The following is a 15,562-nucleotide window of genomic DNA, read 5'->3' as shown; positions in this document are numbered from 1 at the left end:
CCCTATTGTACATCAATCGTGCGATCCTTTAAATATTGGAGCGCTTCCAAGGACTTCCTTCCGGACTTGGCCCGCAATTCACGAGGTCCTTCCTTGCCCCCGTCAGATACGCCCGCCCGCGACCGCCTCGAAACCGTTCTCGCCCGCCTCGACGGGCGGCGGAACGATGAACGCGTTTTTGTGAAGCTCTATCCCGAGACAGCCCGCGCGGAAGCGGACGCTGCCGACGGGAGGCGGCGCGAGGGCAAGAGCCTCGGGCCCCTCGACGGGCGGATCGTCTCCATCAAGGACCTCTTCGACATCGCGGGCGAGCCGACGCTTGCGGGCTCCATCATCCGCCGCGCGGCGCCTCCGGCAACAGCGGACGCGGCGATCGTCCGGCGCCTTCGCGCGGCCGGCGCCGTCATCATCGGCAAGTCTCACATGACGGAATTCGCCTTTACCGCCGTCGGCCTCAATCCGCATTACCCGGTGCCCGGCAACGCTATCGACCCGAGCCTCATTCCCGGCGGTTCCTCCTCGGGCGCCGCCGTCTCGGCGGCGGAGGGCACGAGCGAGATCGCCATCGGCTCCGACAGCGGCGGCTCGGTGCGCATTCCGGCCGCCCTGCAGGGCCTCGTCGGCTTCAAGCCCACCGCCCGCCGCATATCTCTGGAAGGCGCCTTTCCCCTGTCCCCCAGCCTCGATTCGATCGGCCCGCTTGCGCGCACGGTCGCCGATTGCGCGGCCGCCGACGCGGTCATGGCCGGCGAGACGCCGAGACCGCTCGAGCCCATGCCGCTCGCCGGCCTGAAGCTCGGCATTCCCGAAGGCGCTCTTCTCGAAGGGCTTGCGCCGGAAATTGCGGCGGCTTTCGAAAGAAGCCTGCAAGCCTTCTCCCGCGCGGGTGCGAAACTCGCCGCATGCGGGATCGACGATCTCCTCGCCCGCTTCGCCGAGGCAACCGCGATCGGCTCGCTTGCGGGCCTCGAGGCAAGCCGTGTGCACGCGGACTGGCTCCTGGACGACAATGCGCCGGTCGACATCCGCGTAAAATCCACATTGCGCCGCCGCCTCACGGTCCACGACGCAGCGATCGAGGACCTGCTGCGGAAGCGGCAAGAGCTCATGCGCGCCATGGACGAGCGGCTGGCACCCTTCGATCTCACGCTGCTGCCGACCACACCCATCCCCGCCGTCAGCATCGCCTCGGTCGAAGAGGACAGGGCCGAATACCGCCGCGTGGAGGACGTGCTGCTGCGCAACACTCAGGTCGCCAACCAGTTCGACCTGACCGCAATAAGCCTGCCGATGGCAGGCACGAGCCGGCCGGCGGGGCTGATGCTGATGGGCCAGCACGGCGCGGACGCGATGCTGCTTGGTGCTGCGGCCGCAATGGAGGATCTGCTGAAGAACGGGTGAACAGCTTCGCGTTCCCTCGCGCGGGATGGCCGTTCGAGGGACAGGCTTTACCGGCAATACCTCAATGCATCGACCGGCTCGACCATTCCTCTTTGAGAATCCGGAACGCGTCTTCGAGCGCAGCGACCAGCACCTCGGTCAGCTCGCCACCGTCATTGTTCATGAGGTACAGGGCCACGGTCGCATCCTGCGGGTCGCTGTAGCGCTCAAAATCGTCAGACATCGAATCGTCCTTCCTTCGCCGCATTCATTACGGCTGTCCGGCGACGTTAGAAAGGCTGACTTGTGCAGAACTGGAGCGAGACCGGCTTTCAAACGAAGGGCAGCGGACACCGGATATTTCGCTCGTCCCCGGCGCGCTGGAGCACTTCCAGGAAAGTGTGTAACGGTTTTCCGTCCGAAACTGCGTTGGATCCGTTAGAGCATTTCAGTGTTTCTATGAAACGTTGAAATGCTCTAGACCGCCCGGGAGAGTCACAAGCGGAGCCAAGATGGCGAAGAAAACCAAAGGCGACGACGCCCCCGACCTGCACCGCCTCAAGGCCGAATTTCCGGAAATCCACGCCGCGCTTGCCACCGGCAAGATCCCGTCGCTGCGCCGGGCGCTGGTCCTCGCCGGCCTGAAGCCGGAGCGCAGCCGGCTGGAGAAGCTCAAGAACTCCTGGGCGAAGGCAAGCGATGCCGAACGCGAAAGCTTCCTCGCCTGGCTCAAATCCAAAGGCACGCTGCCCGCGCCCGCCGCCGCCCCGCCCGATGCCGGCCCGCAGCCCGCCGAAACCCCGATCGCCAGCGGCCGCTACCTGCTTCCCTCAGCGATCGCCGAGATCAGAACGATAATGGCCCGGCGCGGGCTGAAACCTGCCGACGTCATGGCCGAAATGGGCTTCCCGCCCGACGGCCGCCCGCTTGCCCGGGCGCTGACGCGCAATGCCAGTTTGAGGCTGTCGGTAATCGCGGGATTGGAGGCGTGGCTTAGGAGGAATGCGGGGGAGTGATGCGGGAGGGGATGCATAAGGATGCTTCGACCTGTGTCCTCATAGGCTAAACCTTATAGGACCGAGTTGAGATCCGCCTCCCTGCCTTTAGGACCGATTTTCCAGCAATGGAAGTGACGGGCCTGTGTCTGTGGCCTCTTCTCACGCAATCGCCACATCCCGCTGTCGCGCCGCTGCGCGCAACCTCTCATGCACGCCGCGCGTCGCCGGCGCTATCATATAGCCACTCTCCAGGTCACCGAGCATCACCGATTGGTCACGCGGAGCGGCAAGCCAATGCAGCCCGATCAGGCCGCAGATCAATGCGTCGACCTTGTCCTGGTCCGCCTTCCTCGGCGCCTCGGAGTTTGCCGCTATCAAGCACCATTCGTCCAGGTGCCGCAGCGAGTTCAGCATGCCGAACCGCCTGACCGCTTCTGCGACTGCCTGCCAGTCGCTGATCTTGAAGCGCTGCCGGTTGGCAGGATTGTACTTCGGGGCTGCAAGCCTCGAACAGAAGGTTCCCTCGATAGCAGCCAGTGCCAGAGCCGGAAAAACCTCTATCAGGAAGAGGCCGCTGGATGCTGCTCGTGCGAGTTCCGGCTCTTCCGTCGCTCCCAAGGCCTGCTTGAACCGCCAGATCGGTGCGCCGTCATCGAACATACCCTTCTTCGACCGGCTTGCAGGCTGAACGCCGCCTCCAATCCAGGAGATCAGCGATCCGGCTACCCTGTCGACGGGACGCGAGCCGGTGAGGTTCGGGACGATCGTTGGCTGATCCAGTGCCACAAGGCACTTCTGGGCCTCCTTGCGCTCGCGCTCGATGACATCCAGAGCCTCCGCAAACGAGGCAAGCCGGGGTGCGAGATACAAATGAGCGCCGTCTCCATCCAGACGAATGACGCAGATCGCTCCGGGAGCTTTCGGGTTGTCAGTCCAGGCCGAGTCGAAGCCGACGATGGAAGTAAAACCGGTGTGCAAGCTCATCCCGCCTCATAAGCTCGGGCGTGCCGGAGTGTAACTAAGTGAGTGAAAGACAATCGGACGTCCAGGCCGCTCTCTTGGGAAGCAAAGCACTTGTAACCAGAGAATTTATGGCGGAGAGGGGGGGATTCGAACCCCCGATGGGCTTGCACCCATGCCGCATTTCGAGTGCGGTGCATTCAACCACTCTGCCACCTCTCCGCGGGGCCGGTCGGCGCTGTTCAAGCGCGGCCGGTTCATAGCGGCAGTTTCTGCCGCTGGCAAGGGCTTCCGATAAGAATATCTGCGATATGGTGGCTTTCGCCTTGACAAGCAAGGGCCGTTCCCGTAATCCGCGCCATGAGGTGGTGTGGGCTTAGCCTCCGCCGCGCCGGGTAAGTGTTGTGCCCGTTCACTGGCGAAGGTCGAGGATTTCCGAGGCGCTTCGCTCCACGTTAGCGACTGACAAAAAGACGGCCTTGTCTTCGGGCAAAGAGCCGGACCGAACATGAAAGGACAAAATATGTTCGCAGTCATCAAGACCGGCGGTAAGCAGTACCGCGTGGCGGCCAATGACGTCATTACCATCGAAAAGCTGGAAGGCGTTGCTGGCGACAAGATCGAATTCACCGAGATCCTGATGGTCGGCGTCGGCGCCGATGCCACCATCGGCGTTCCGTTTGTCGAAGGTGCCGTCGTCAGCGCCGAAGTTGTGGACCAGGGCCGCGCCAAGAAGGTCATCGCCTTCAAGAAGCGCCGCCGCCAGAACTCCAAGCGCTCGCGCGGCCATCGCCAGCATCAGACGATCGTCCGTATCCTGGACATCGCTGCCGCCGGCGGCAAGGCGAAGAAGGCTTCGAAGAAGACCGAAGCCGCCGCTGAAGCTGCAAACTGAGTTCCGGGATCGAAGGTTTAAAGGAGAACACCAATGGCACACAAGAAAGCTGGCGGTTCGTCGCGTAACGGTCGCGATTCCGAGTCCAAGCGCCTTGGCGTGAAGAAGTTCGGCGGCGAAGCCGTCATTCCAGGCAACATCATCGTGCGCCAGCGCGGCACGAAGTGGCATGCCGGCGCCAATGTAGGCCTCGGCAAGGACCATACGATTTTTGCGCTTACGACGGGCAACGTGGACTTCCGCAAGAAGGCCAACGGCCGAGTCTACGTGTCTGTAATGCCGAAAGCCGAAGCAGCGGAATAAGCCGGTAGCGCTCTAAAACAGCCGGCGTCTCATCGACCCGGCTGACGCACCGCAAGGTTCAAAAGCCAGACTTCAAAGGGGAGATGGGGCGATACCCAACTCCCCTTTTCGCATGTCTGGAGGAAGAACCATGCAAACCGAGCTCGTCAGGGAAGACCAATCCCGGTCTCCCGAACAAAGGCTGAGGCCTCAGCGGTCAAGGACCGATTGCCCGATATTGTTATCGCCCAGGCTCGTTTTGCGCGCGCCCCATGAAGACGATATCGACGCCCTTGCCCATCTTGCCAACAATGCCAACATCGCCACCATGGTCTCGCGCATGCCGCACCCCTATACGACGGCGGATGCGGCCGATTTCGTGCGACGCGCAAAAGCCGGCACGATTGGCAAGTGCGTCTACGCGATCACGAAAGCGGACAATGGCGCATTCCTCGGCTGCTGCGGTGTCGAGCCGCACGCCGACGAAAGGACCGTCGAGCTCGGCTATTGGCTGGGCGAGCCCTACTGGAACCAGGGCTATGCGACCGAGGCGGCACAGACCCTGACCGACATGGCCTTCCGCACCCGCGACATCGACCAGATCGATGCGCGCTGCCGGGTCATGAACATCGCGTCGCGCCGGGTCATCCAGAAGTGCGGCTTCCAGTTCCAGGGTTCCGGCATGGTCGGCAGCCTGGCGCTCGGCGGCATGGTCCCGGTCGAATGGTACAGGCTCGACCGCAAGACCTGGGTCTCCCTAAGAAGCTGGGGAGGTGTCCGATGAACGCCCTGGTCACGGAGCGCGCCCGGACGGTCGCCCGCCCCGGCCCCGGCCCGGCTCCGGTCATCGAAACGGAACGGCTGCGGCTGCGGCCGCACCGGCTTTCCGATGCGGCGGCCATCGCCGAGTCGCTCGGCGACTTCCAGGTGGCGCGGATGCTTTCGCGCGTTCCAGCGCCCTACCACCACCAGGATGCGCTCGACTGGCTCAACCGCCAGACGGCCGATATGCTGCCGGACTGGACGCTCGCCATCACTACCCCGGGCGACGACGTCCATATCGGCTGCATCGGCATCGAGCTCCGGCACGGCCAATGGCATGTCGGCTACTGGCTGAACCGGTTCTACTGGGGCAAGGGGCTGGCGAGCGAGGCGGTCCATGCCGCGGTCGAACGCTTCTTCCGCCGCATGCCGGAAACGGTGCTGCATTCGGGCGTCTTCGCCGACAATCCGGCCTCGCTCAAGGTGCAGGAAAAGCTCGGCTTCCGGATCACCGGCTGCAGCCAGATCTATGCGCTCGCCCGCAATGCGATGGTCGCGCATATCGAAACCCGGCTTGCGGCCGAGGACCTGCGCCGCCCGGACTGAACGGATACGGGACCCCGCCAGTACCGCTCCTGGCGGGGTTCTTCATGTCGATAATCTTTGACCTCTGCCGGAAGCGCCTATATCGATGGCGCAAAAGCAGAGCGGGATCGGGAACGTGCGCGGGCTGCCCCGCATTCCGTCCTCAACTTGAAGCGATCACGTAGAAATGGCGAACCGATGAAATTCCTCGACGAAACGAAAGTCTATATCCGGTCAGGGGACGGCGGCGCGGGCGCCGTTTCCTTCCGCCGCGAGAAGTTCATCGAGTTCGGCGGCCCCGACGGCGGCGACGGCGGCCGCGGCGGCGATGTCTGGGTGGAAGCCGTCAACGGCCTCAATACGCTCATCGACTTCCGCTATCAGCAGCATTTCAAGGCCAAGACCGGCACGCACGGCATGGGCCGCAACCGCACCGGCGCAAAGGGCGGCGACGTGACGCTGAAGGTGCCGGTCGGCACCCAGATCTTCGAGGAAGACAACGAGACGCTGATCGTCGACATGGTGGCGGAAGGGCAGCGCTACCGGCTCGCCGCCGGCGGCAATGGCGGCTTCGGCAACGCGCATTTCAAGTCCTCCACCAACCAGGCGCCGAGCTGGGCCAATCCGGGCCTCGAGGGCGAGGAGAAGACGATCTGGCTGCGGCTGAAGCTGATTGCCGATGCCGGTCTCGTCGGCCTGCCGAATGCCGGCAAGTCGACCTTTCTCGCCGCCTGCACCCGGGCTCGGCCGAAGATCGCCAATTATCCCTTCACGACGCTGCATCCCAATCTCGGCGTTGCGACCATCGATGAAAAGGAATTCATCATCGCCGACATTCCGGGGCTGATCGAAGGGGCGCATGAGGGCGTGGGCATCGGCGACCGCTTTCTCGGCCATGTCGAGCGCACCCGGGTGCTGCTGCATCTCGTCTCCGCGCAGGAAGAGGATGTCGCCAAGGCCTACAAGACCGTGAAGCACGAGCTCGAGGCCTATGGCGGCGGGCTCGAGGAGAAGCCCCAGATCGTAGCTCTGTCGCAGATCGACGTGCTGGACGAGGAGGAATTGAAGGCGAAGGCCAAGGCGCTCGGAAAAGCCTGCGGCACGCCGCCGCTCCTCATCTCCGCCGTGACCAACAAGGGTATGACGGAGGCGCTGAGAGCATTGCGCAGCGTCATCGCCGCGGCCAAGGCGGGCGAAGAGGAAGCTTAAGCATGACCAAGGCCCGCAAAGCGCTCGAGAAATACCGCCGGGTCGTCATCAAGATCGGCTCGGCACTCCTCGTCGACCGCAGGACGGGGCTGAAGAAGAGCTGGCTCGACGCGCTCTGCGCCGACATTGCGGCCCTCAGGGCCAAGGGCGTGGAAGTGCTCGTCGTCTCCTCTGGAGCGATCGCGCTTGGACGCACGGTGCTCGACCTGCCGGCGGGTGCGCTGAAGCTCGAAGAGAGCCAGGCGGCCGCCGCCGTCGGCCAGATCGTGCTGGCGCGTGCCTGGTCGGAGAGCCTCTCGACCCACGCGATCGTCGCCGGCCAGATTCTCCTGACGCTGGGCGACACCGAGGAGCGCCGGCGCTACCTCAATGCCCGCGCGACGATCGGCCAGCTTCTGAAGCTCGGCTCGGTGCCGATCATCAACGAGAACGACACGGTCGCGACCACAGAAATCCGCTATGGCGACAACGACCGGCTGGCAGCGAGGGTCGCGACCATGGTCGGCGCCGATCTCCTGGTCCTGCTCTCGGATATCGACGGGCTCTATACCGCGCCGCCGCATCTCGATCCCAACGCCCGTTTCCTCGAAACGGTCGCCGAAATCACGCCCGAAATCGAGGCAATGGCGGGCGGCGCTGCCTCCGAGCTTTCGCGCGGCGGCATGCGCACCAAGATCGACGCCGGCAAGATCGCCACCACTGCCGGCTGCGCGATGATCATCGCCTCCGGCAAGCCGGATCATCCGCTGGCCGCGATCGAGGCGGGCGCGCGCTCGTCCTGGTTCGCGCCATCAGGCTCTCCGGTGACCGCCCGCAAGACCTGGATCGCCGGACAGCTCCTGCCGGCCGGTTCGCTCTCGATCGATGCCGGAGCGGAAACGGCGCTGCGTTCCGGCAAGAGCCTGCTGCCGGCCGGCGTCCGGCAGGTGACGGGAAGCTTCAGCCGCGGCGATACGATTGCGATAATCGGCGCTTCCGGCCGCGAGATCGCCCGCGGTCTTGCCGGCTACGATGCCGACGAGGCGCGCCAGATCGCCGGCAAGAAGTCGGCCGAGATCGCCGCCATCCTCGGCTATGCCGGCCGCACCGCCATGGTGCATCGCGACGATCTGGTCATGACGGCTCCATCGGGCGCGCGCCTTGTAGAGGAAAGCGACGAGGGAAAGGGCAAGCTCCATGCTTGAGACGGTCGAACAGGACAAGGACGTCAACGCGATGATGCTGGAGATCGGACGCCGCGCCAAAGCGGCCGCCTGGCCGCTCGCGACCGCAAGCGCCGAGCGCAAGCATGCGGCACTCGTCGCCATGGCAGGCGTCATCGTCGCACGGACCGCGGAAATCCTTGCCGCCAATGCGCTCGACCTCGAAAACGCGCGCGAAAGCGGCGTCGCCAGCGCCTTCATCGACCGGCTGACGCTGACGGAAAGCCGCATCCGCGACATGGCGGACGGCATCCGCGCGATCGCCGAACTCAGGGACCCCGTCGGCGAGGTGATCTCCGAATGGGACCGCCCGAACGGGCTCCACATCGAACGGGTGCGCACGCCCCTGGGCGTCATCGGCGTCATCTATGAAAGCCGTCCGAACGTCACGGCGGACGCCGGCGCGCTCTGCCTCAAAGCCGGTAATGCGGTGATCCTGCGCGGCGGCTCCGACAGCTTTCACTCGTCGCGGGCGATCCATGCCTGCCTGACCGAGGGATTGAAGGCCGCGGGCCTGCCGGAAGATGCGATCCAGATGGTGCCGGTCGCCGACCGTGCTGCCGTCGGCGCCATGCTCACCGGCTTGAACGGCGCGATCGACGTGATCGTCCCGCGCGGCGGAAAGAGCCTGGTCGCGCGCGTCCAGAACGAGGCGCGGGTGCCGGTCTTCGCCCATCTCGAAGGTCTCTGTCACATCTATGTCGATGCGTCGGCCGATCGCGACATGGCGAAGAAGATCGTCGTCAATGCGAAGATGCGCCGGACCGGCATCTGCGGCGCCGCCGAGACGCTGCTGATAGACCGCAACGCCGCCGAGAAATTCGCAAAGCCCCTCCTTGAGGCGCTCGTCGATGCCGGCTGCGAGGTGCGCGCCTCCGATGACCTCGCAAGTGTAATGCCCGGCCTGAAAGCTGCGACCGACGAGGATTGGGCGACCGAATATCTCGACGCGATCATTTCGGCGAGATTGGTCGACGGCATTTCCGGCGCGATCGAGCACATCAACACCTGGTCGTCCGCCCATACCGAAGCCGTGATCGCCGAGGACCCTGCGGTGGTCGAGCGATTCTTCTCAGAGATCGACTCGGCGATCCTGCTGCACAATGCCTCGACGCAATTCGCCGACGGCGGCGAGTTCGGCATGGGCGGCGAGATCGGCATCGCCACCGGCAAGATGCACGCCCGCGGGCCCGTCGGCGTGGAGCAGCTCACCTCGTTCAAGTATCGTGTGCGCGGCACCGGACAGGTGCGGCCCTGACGACACCGAGCGAAGTGAATGCGCGCTACCTCAGCATGCCGCATGTCGAGTCCGGCATGGCCGTCGGCCTGTTCGGCGGGTCCTTCAATCCGCCGCATGACGGGCATGCGCTCGTCGCCGAGACCGCATTGCGCCGGCTCGGGCTCGACCAGCTCTGGTGGATGGTGACGCCCGGCAATCCGCTCAAGGACCGCAACCATCTCGCGCCGCTTGCCGAACGTATCGCCATGAGCGAGAAGATCGCCCGCAACCCGCGCATCAAGGTGACCGCTTTCGAGCAGGCGCTCGGTCAGAGCTACACGGCCCGCACGCTGGAAGTGATCCGCGCCCGCAACCGCGATGTCCGTTTCGTCTGGGTCATGGGCGCCGACAATCTCAAGAACTTTCACCGCTGGCAGGACTGGCGCAAGATCGTCGCCACTTTCCCGATCGCCGTCGTCGACCGGCCGGGATCGACCCTTGCCTATCTGTCCTCGCCGATGGCGAGGGCTTTCAGCAGCGCCCGCGTCGACGAGGATGATGCGGGAACCCTCGCTTTCCGCCGCGCGCCCGCCTGGACCTTCATTCACGGCCCCCGTTCGGGCTTGAGCTCGACGGCGCTTCGTTCGGCCAAATCCGGGTGATTTCCCGTAATTCGGATCTCGTGTCTTGAAACCGTATAGGTTTGATGCCTACATTTAGATACGGTTCGAAGAAATATTTCGAATCGAACGTGCCTGTTCTGTTCATTTGGAAAGGAAAAACCCTGACAACAGCACACGCCAAGGGATTTGCGGCATCCGCATTCCCGCGCAGCACGGAATCGAGCGACGAAGCCGCTGTCCGTGCGCTTCAACTGGTCCTCGAAAGCCTAGAGGACTCGAAGGCAGAAAATATCGTTACCATCGACATTGCCGGAAAATCGGCGCTGGGAGACTTCATGGTCGTCGTCTCCGGGCGATCGAACAGGCATGTGATGGCCATTGCCGACCACTTGATCACGGACCTGAAGGACGACGGCCTCGGCAGGGCTCGCGTCGAAGGTCTTGAGGGTGGCGACTGGGTACTGATCGACACCGGCGATGTGATCGTTCACATCTTCCGGCCGGAGATCCGGGCGTTCTACAACATCGAAAAGATGTGGGCGGCTCCCGAGATCGAAGACGGTACCCTGCACTGAGACACGTCGCCCGATCCTGACCATCGACTCAGGACGGAGCGGCGGCCGGTGCCGAAGGTGACATGCGGTTGCCATCGCCGATAAGGCGGATGGCGGCAAGAATTTTGCCGGTCGATAATTTCCGATCGGCGCCGGCGGGGACGGATCGGGTCATGCGTATCGGACTTTTCGCAGTCGGCCGCCTCAAGGCGGGGCCGGAAAAGGATCTCGCGGGCCGCTATCTCGACCGGTTCGCCAAGGCCGGCCCGGCCGTCGGCCTCGAATTGGCCCGCGTCGTGGAGACCGCCGAAAGCCGCGCCGCCAATGCGGAGACGCGCAAACGCGAGGAAGCCGGCCAGCTTAAAAAAGCGCTCGCCGACGGCAGCGTTCTCGTGCTGCTCGATGAGCGCGGCAAGGCGCTCGACTCGGAAGCCTTCGCGCGCCTGCTCGGAACCTTAAGAGACAGCGGCAAGCGCGATCTGATGATAGCGATCGGCGGTGCCGACGGACTCGATCCCGCACTCCACGCCCGCGCCGACGCCGTGCTCAACCTCGGCAAGATGACCTGGCCGCACCAGCTCGTGCGCATCCTCATCGCCGAACAGCTTTATCGCGCCGTAACGATCCTTTCGGGACATCCTTATCATCGGGCGTAGACCACGGGTCGGAGACGGCCCCTCCCCGCCAATAACGAGAATATGTATTGGTGTGCCCAGCCAAATCGGATTAGGGTCTTCTAACTTTTGGACTTACGAGACTGGATGAAACCTCCAACGAACAGAGCCGGTTTGCTATCCGGCGCGCGGCGGATCCGCCGCGGCGCTGCGGTTGCGGCGCTCTTCCTGTCGGTGATCGGCCCGACTGCGGCTCAGGACGCGCCCGCCGCCGCGCCGGCCGATGCGGGGGCCGCCAAGGCGACGCCGCCGGATCCGGCTGCCGATCTGGCGGTCCGGCGCGACAGTACCGCGAGCGAGCTCGAGGCGCTGTCGAAGACGATCACGCTCTCGCGGGATCGCTCCGAGGCACTCGAAAAGACGATTGCCGAGATCGACAAGAGCAACGAGACCCTGCGTGACGCCCTCGTGGATTCGGCAGCCAAGCGGCAGGAACTCGAACGCCGGATTTCAGACGGCGAAAGAACGCTCGGCGATCTGCGCGTCAAGGAGGATGTGGTGCGGCGCTCGCTGCGCGCCCGCCGCGGCCTTTTGGCCGAAGTGCTCGCCGCCCTCCAGCGCATGGGCCGCAATCCGCCGCCGGCAATCCTCGTGACCCCGGAGGATGCGCTCGGCTCCGTCCGCAGCGCCATTCTGCTCGGCGCCGTCGTTCCCGAAATACGCGAGCAGACCGACAGCCTCGTCGCCGACCTGAAGGCGCTTGCGGATATCCGCAGCGGCATCGCCAGGGAACGCGAGGAACTGACCGCGGCAATGACCGCCCGGCTCGAGGAAGAGCGGCGCATGTCGATGCTCGTTGCAGAAAAGGAGAAGCTGAGGCAACGCAATGCGGCCGATTTGGCGGCCGAACAGCGCAAGGCCGAGGAACTCGCCCTGCAGGCGGAGAACCTCGAGGGCCTGATCTCATCGCTCGAAAACGAGATCTCCTCCGTGCGCGAAGCGGCCGCCGCGGCCCGCGCCGAGGAGGAGGAACGCCGCCGCATGAGCGAGGCCGAACGCGAGGCTGCGCGGGAGCTCGCCAGGAGTGCGGTGCCCGACAAAAACCGCATTGCGCCGGCATATGTCTTTTCCGAGCTGCGGGAGCGGCTGGCTTATCCCGTTGCGGGTTCGCTTGTGCGCCGTTTTGGCGACGCGGACGGAACAGGGCATTCGCTGCAGGGGATCATGCTCGAGACCAATGCAGGCGCGCTGGTGACCACGCCGGCGGACGGGTGGATCGTCTATGCCGGGAGTTTCCGCAGCTACGGGCAGATGATCATTCTCAATGCCGGCGACGGGTATCATATCGTGCTTGCCGGCATGGAGAACGTCAGCGTCCGGCCGGGGCAATTCGTCGTGGCCGGGGAGCCGGTGGCGGCGATGGGTGCAAAAAGAGTGGCGAGTGCGGCGGCCTTGGCGCTGGAAACCGACAGGCCAACGCTTTACATTGAATTCAGAAAAGACGGGAAGCCGGTTGATTCCCGACCGTGGTGGACCGCAGCAGAGGTTGGAAGGGCGCGAAATGATACGTAGAGCTTCACTTGTCCTGGTCGGGGCGCTGATGGGCGCGACGGCGATGGGCGTCGTCTACTCGGCAACCATGCCGGCCGTGGCAGCAAATTCGTCGACATACCGCGAACTGGCGATCTTCGGCGACGTCTTCGAGCGCGTGCGCGCGCAATACGTGACGCCGCCGCAGGACGACAAGCTGATCGAGAACGCGATCAACGGCATGCTCACGTCTCTCGACCCGCATTCGAGCTACATGAATTCGACCGACGCCGAAGATATGCGCACCCAGACGCGCGGCGAGTTCGGCGGCCTCGGCATCGAGGTCACTATGGAGGAAGATCTCGTCAAGGTGACCAGTCCGATCGACGACACGCCCGCCGCGCGCGCCGGTGTGCTCGCAGGCGATTTCATCTCGAAGATCGACGGTCAGGACGTCCGCGGCCTCAAGCTCGAGGAAGCGGTCGACAAGATGCGCGGTGCCGTCGGCACGCCGATCAAGCTGACGATCCTGCGCAAGGGAGCCGAAAAGCCGATCGAGCTGACGATCGTACGCGACGTGATCGCAGTACGCGCGGTGAAGGTCCGTGTCGAAGGAGATGTCGGCTATCTCAGGGTCATCTCGTTTACGGAGAAGACCTTCGAGGACCTGAAGAAGGGCATCGAGAAGATCCAGGCGGAAGTTCCCGCGGACAAGCTCAAGGGCTATGTTCTCGACCTGCGCCTCAATCCGGGCGGCCTGCTCGACCAGGCGATCAATGTCTCGGACGCATTCCTGGAGCGTGGCGAGGTCGTTTCGACCCGCGGCCGCAATCCGGATGAAACCCGCCGCTTCAATGCGACCCCGGGCGATCTGGCCGGCGGCAAGCCCGTCGTCGTGCTCGTCAACGGCGGTTCAGCATCCGCGTCGGAAATCGTGGCCGGCGCTCTCCAGGACCTGAAGCGCGCCACCGTTCTCGGCACGCGCTCCTTCGGCAAGGGTTCGGTGCAGACGATCATCCCGCTCGGCGACGCCGGCGCGCTGCGTCTGACGACGGCGCTCTATTACACGCCGTCCGGCAAGTCGATCCAGGGCACCGGCATCACGCCCGACATCAAGGTGGAGCAGCCGCTGCCGCCCGAGCTTCTGGGCAAGGTGGAAGCGCAGGGCGAATCCGATCTGCGCGGCCACATTCCGGGCCAGGAGGAGACCGAAGAGGGCTCCGGCTCGGTCGCCTACGTGCCGCCGGAAACCAAGGACGACATTCAGCTGAACTATGCGTTCGACCTGTTGCGCGGCAAGAAGACGGATCCGTCCTTCCCGGCCAATCCGGAACAGGCGCAGCTGAAGGAATAGCCCCCTCACCCGCAGAGTTCCGGGCAACATGAATCAAGGAGGCGCCGGGCTGTTCAACCCGGCGCCTTTATATTATCCATCGGCATGCAGCCGCATGTGCGATGATTCTGGCCTCCTTCAAGTCCATCGTCATGGCCAGCGGCGATTCGCGCCAGGATCGCAGCTCGACCGAGGCCCCGTTTGGCAACTGACCTCAATGCCCCCCTGGGCCAGAACCGGAAGGAGAGACCGGCACGCAAGCGCGATCTCGGTCGCCTCCTGCGCTATTGCGGCCTCAGTCTGGGAGCCCTTGCGGTCATCGGGATCTCGGCATGGAGCGCCCTTTCTCCCGGTCACCAGACCCGTTCGCCTGCAATGCCCGCAGCGACCGAAGCGACCCTCGCCACCGAACCAGCGCCACCCTCCGAGGGCCAAAGCAACGGGCCCGGGGCGCTCCACCGGAGCGGTGCTCTCTCCGGCGCACATGTCGAGGAAGTTCTGACCGATGATGGCGCGACGGTTAGGAAATACACGCCGCGTTCGCGCGAAACCGGCGGCCCCGCACTGATCGATGTCGAGCCGACGCGCGGGCAGGACCCCCGCATGGCAGCCCTTCCGAATGAAAGCCTTCTGGAAGACCGCCCCGAAGGCCGCCTGCCGGTCATCGGCCCGGACGGGCTGAGGCCGATGGAGCAGTATGCGCGCCCCTGGTCCGGCGCGCGCGGAACCCGGATCGCCATCGTCGTCGGCGGCCTCGGCCTCAGCCAGACGGGCACGCAGCGCGCCATCCGCGATCTGCCGCCGGAGGTGACGCTCGCCTTCGCTGCGGCCGGAAACAGCCTCCAGCGCTGGATGCAGGAGGCGAGGCGTGACGGCCACGAGATCCTGCTGCAGGTGCCGATGGAACCATTCGATTACGCCACCAACGATCCAGGCCCGCACGCGCTGCGCGTTTCTTCCGATGCCGGGAAGAACCTTGCGGAACTGCATCGCAGCATGGGACAGATCACCAACTACACCGGCGTCATGAACTATCTCGGGGGCCGTTTTCTCTCCAATGCGGATGCTCTCGAGCCGGTCATGCGCGATCTCGGCAAGCGGGGCCTTCTGTTCCTGGACGACGGGACGTCGGCGCAATCGCTCTCGGGAACGCTCGCCGGGGCCTTCGACGTGCCGCACGGTTTTGCCGATCTCGTGCTCGATGGCGAACTCAGCCGCAATGCCGTCCTGCGCAGGCTGGACGAGCTGGAGCGGATCGCGCGGAGGAACGGCACCGCGATCGGGGTCGCTTCCGCCTTCGATGAAAGCGTGGCGGCCATTGCCGAATGGATAGAGGAAGCCGGTGGACGGGGCATCGAGGTGATCGGCGTCGCCGCACTCGTCAAAGATCCGAAACAAAACTGATTTAAGCGCAGT

The 15,562-nt window shown here is 64.6% G+C and carries 17 protein-coding genes and 1 tRNA gene; 15 read left to right on the top strand and 3 right to left on the bottom strand.

Features of this window, described 5'->3' with window-relative positions; genetic code table 11:
• Window positions 1-93: 93 nt before the first annotated feature.
• Window positions 94-1,401, top strand: a complete 1,308-nt coding sequence (locus tag M1D34_RS16660; protein ID WP_498779981.1) for an amidase — start codon at window positions 94-96, stop codon at window positions 1,399-1,401.
• A 61-nt stretch (window positions 1,402-1,462) separates the two neighbouring features.
• On the opposite strand, the gene M1D34_RS16655 is transcribed toward M1D34_RS16660, so the two are convergent.
• A complete protein-coding gene (locus tag M1D34_RS16655; protein WP_498779979.1) occupies window positions 1,463-1,624 on the bottom strand; it encodes a hypothetical protein in 162 nt (53 codons plus the stop codon).
• A gap of 268 nt (window positions 1,625-1,892) precedes the next feature.
• On the opposite strand from M1D34_RS16655, the gene M1D34_RS16650 reads away from it, so the two are divergent.
• Entirely contained in the window at window positions 1,893-2,396 is a 504-nt protein-coding gene (locus tag M1D34_RS16650) for a hypothetical protein (protein ID WP_318856753.1), read from the top strand.
• A gap of 141 nt (window positions 2,397-2,537) precedes the next feature.
• Here M1D34_RS16650 and M1D34_RS16645 read toward each other — a convergent pair whose 3' ends face one another.
• Both M1D34_RS16645 and M1D34_RS16640 read right to left on the bottom strand, forming a co-directional pair.
• Window positions 2,538-3,362, bottom strand: coding sequence for a DUF429 domain-containing protein (locus M1D34_RS16645; protein WP_498779977.1), 825 nt, complete (start codon window positions 3,360-3,362; stop codon window positions 2,538-2,540).
• A gap of 108 nt (window positions 3,363-3,470) precedes the next feature.
• Window positions 3,471-3,560, bottom strand: a tRNA-Ser gene (locus tag M1D34_RS16640).
• Window positions 3,561-3,861: 301 nt separating this feature from the next.
• On the opposite strand from M1D34_RS16640, the gene rplU reads away from it, so the two are divergent.
• From rplU to M1D34_RS16575, 13 genes are all read left to right on the top strand, one after another.
• Window positions 3,862-4,233: a 50S ribosomal protein L21 gene (gene rplU, locus M1D34_RS16635; protein ID WP_498779976.1), complete on the top strand. Its 372-nt coding sequence runs from the start codon at window positions 3,862-3,864 to the stop codon at window positions 4,231-4,233.
• A gap of 33 nt (window positions 4,234-4,266) precedes the next feature.
• The gene (gene rpmA, locus M1D34_RS16630) at window positions 4,267-4,536 is read left to right on the top strand and encodes a 50S ribosomal protein L27 (protein ID WP_003531206.1); all 270 of its coding nucleotides are present in this window, start codon (window positions 4,267-4,269) and stop codon (window positions 4,534-4,536) included.
• A 130-nt stretch (window positions 4,537-4,666) separates the two neighbouring features.
• Window positions 4,667-5,299 (top strand): GNAT family N-acetyltransferase, encoded by a 633-nt coding sequence (locus M1D34_RS16625; RefSeq protein ID WP_003531222.1) that lies wholly within the window; start codon window positions 4,667-4,669, stop codon window positions 5,297-5,299.
• On the top strand, window positions 5,296-5,883 hold the full coding sequence (locus M1D34_RS16620; RefSeq protein WP_028010515.1) for a GNAT family N-acetyltransferase: 588 nt from the start codon (window positions 5,296-5,298) through the stop codon (window positions 5,881-5,883). Before M1D34_RS16625 ends, M1D34_RS16620 begins: the two co-directional genes overlap by 4 nt.
• Before the next feature lie 177 nt (window positions 5,884-6,060).
• The gene (gene obgE / locus M1D34_RS16615) at window positions 6,061-7,071 is read left to right on the top strand and encodes a GTPase ObgE (protein WP_003531226.1); all 1,011 of its coding nucleotides are present in this window, start codon (window positions 6,061-6,063) and stop codon (window positions 7,069-7,071) included.
• A 2-nt stretch (window positions 7,072-7,073) separates the two neighbouring features.
• Window positions 7,074-8,255, top strand: a complete 1,182-nt coding sequence (proB, locus tag M1D34_RS16610) for a glutamate 5-kinase (RefSeq protein ID WP_498779972.1) — start codon at window positions 7,074-7,076, stop codon at window positions 8,253-8,255.
• A complete protein-coding gene (locus tag M1D34_RS16605) occupies window positions 8,248-9,531 on the top strand; it encodes a glutamate-5-semialdehyde dehydrogenase (protein ID WP_498779970.1) in 1,284 nt (427 codons plus the stop codon). The genes proB and M1D34_RS16605 overlap by 8 nt, the downstream gene beginning before the upstream one ends.
• Before the next feature lie 56 nt (window positions 9,532-9,587).
• Window positions 9,588-10,154 (top strand): nicotinate-nucleotide adenylyltransferase, encoded by a 567-nt coding sequence (locus tag M1D34_RS16600; RefSeq protein ID WP_498781740.1) that lies wholly within the window; start codon window positions 9,588-9,590, stop codon window positions 10,152-10,154.
• Window positions 10,155-10,198: 44 nt separating this feature from the next.
• Window positions 10,199-10,690 carry a ribosome silencing factor gene (gene rsfS, locus M1D34_RS16595; protein WP_003531234.1) on the top strand — a complete coding sequence of 164 codons (492 nt, stop codon included), beginning with the start codon at window positions 10,199-10,201 and terminating at the stop codon, window positions 10,688-10,690.
• 152 nt (window positions 10,691-10,842) lie between these two features.
• Complete coding sequence (rlmH, locus tag M1D34_RS16590; RefSeq protein WP_498779967.1) at window positions 10,843-11,325, top strand: 23S rRNA (pseudouridine(1915)-N(3))-methyltransferase RlmH; 483 nt, start codon at window positions 10,843-10,845, stop codon at window positions 11,323-11,325.
• Between the two features lie 105 nt (window positions 11,326-11,430).
• On the top strand, window positions 11,431-12,855 hold the full coding sequence (locus M1D34_RS16585; RefSeq protein ID WP_498779965.1) for a murein hydrolase activator EnvC family protein: 1,425 nt from the start codon (window positions 11,431-11,433) through the stop codon (window positions 12,853-12,855).
• The gene (locus M1D34_RS16580) at window positions 12,845-14,167 is read left to right on the top strand and encodes a S41 family peptidase (protein WP_003531244.1); all 1,323 of its coding nucleotides are present in this window, start codon (window positions 12,845-12,847) and stop codon (window positions 14,165-14,167) included. The genes M1D34_RS16585 and M1D34_RS16580 overlap by 11 nt, the downstream gene beginning before the upstream one ends.
• A gap of 180 nt (window positions 14,168-14,347) precedes the next feature.
• Entirely contained in the window at window positions 14,348-15,550 is a 1,203-nt protein-coding gene (locus tag M1D34_RS16575) for a divergent polysaccharide deacetylase family protein (RefSeq protein ID WP_498779963.1), read from the top strand.
• Window positions 15,551-15,562: the final 12 nt, after the last annotated feature.

It is taken from the genome of Ensifer sp. D2-11 (assembly GCF_054161295.1).
The sequence above is the reverse complement of the archived record's forward strand: the minus strand, read 5'-3'. Positions and strand labels throughout refer to the sequence as shown.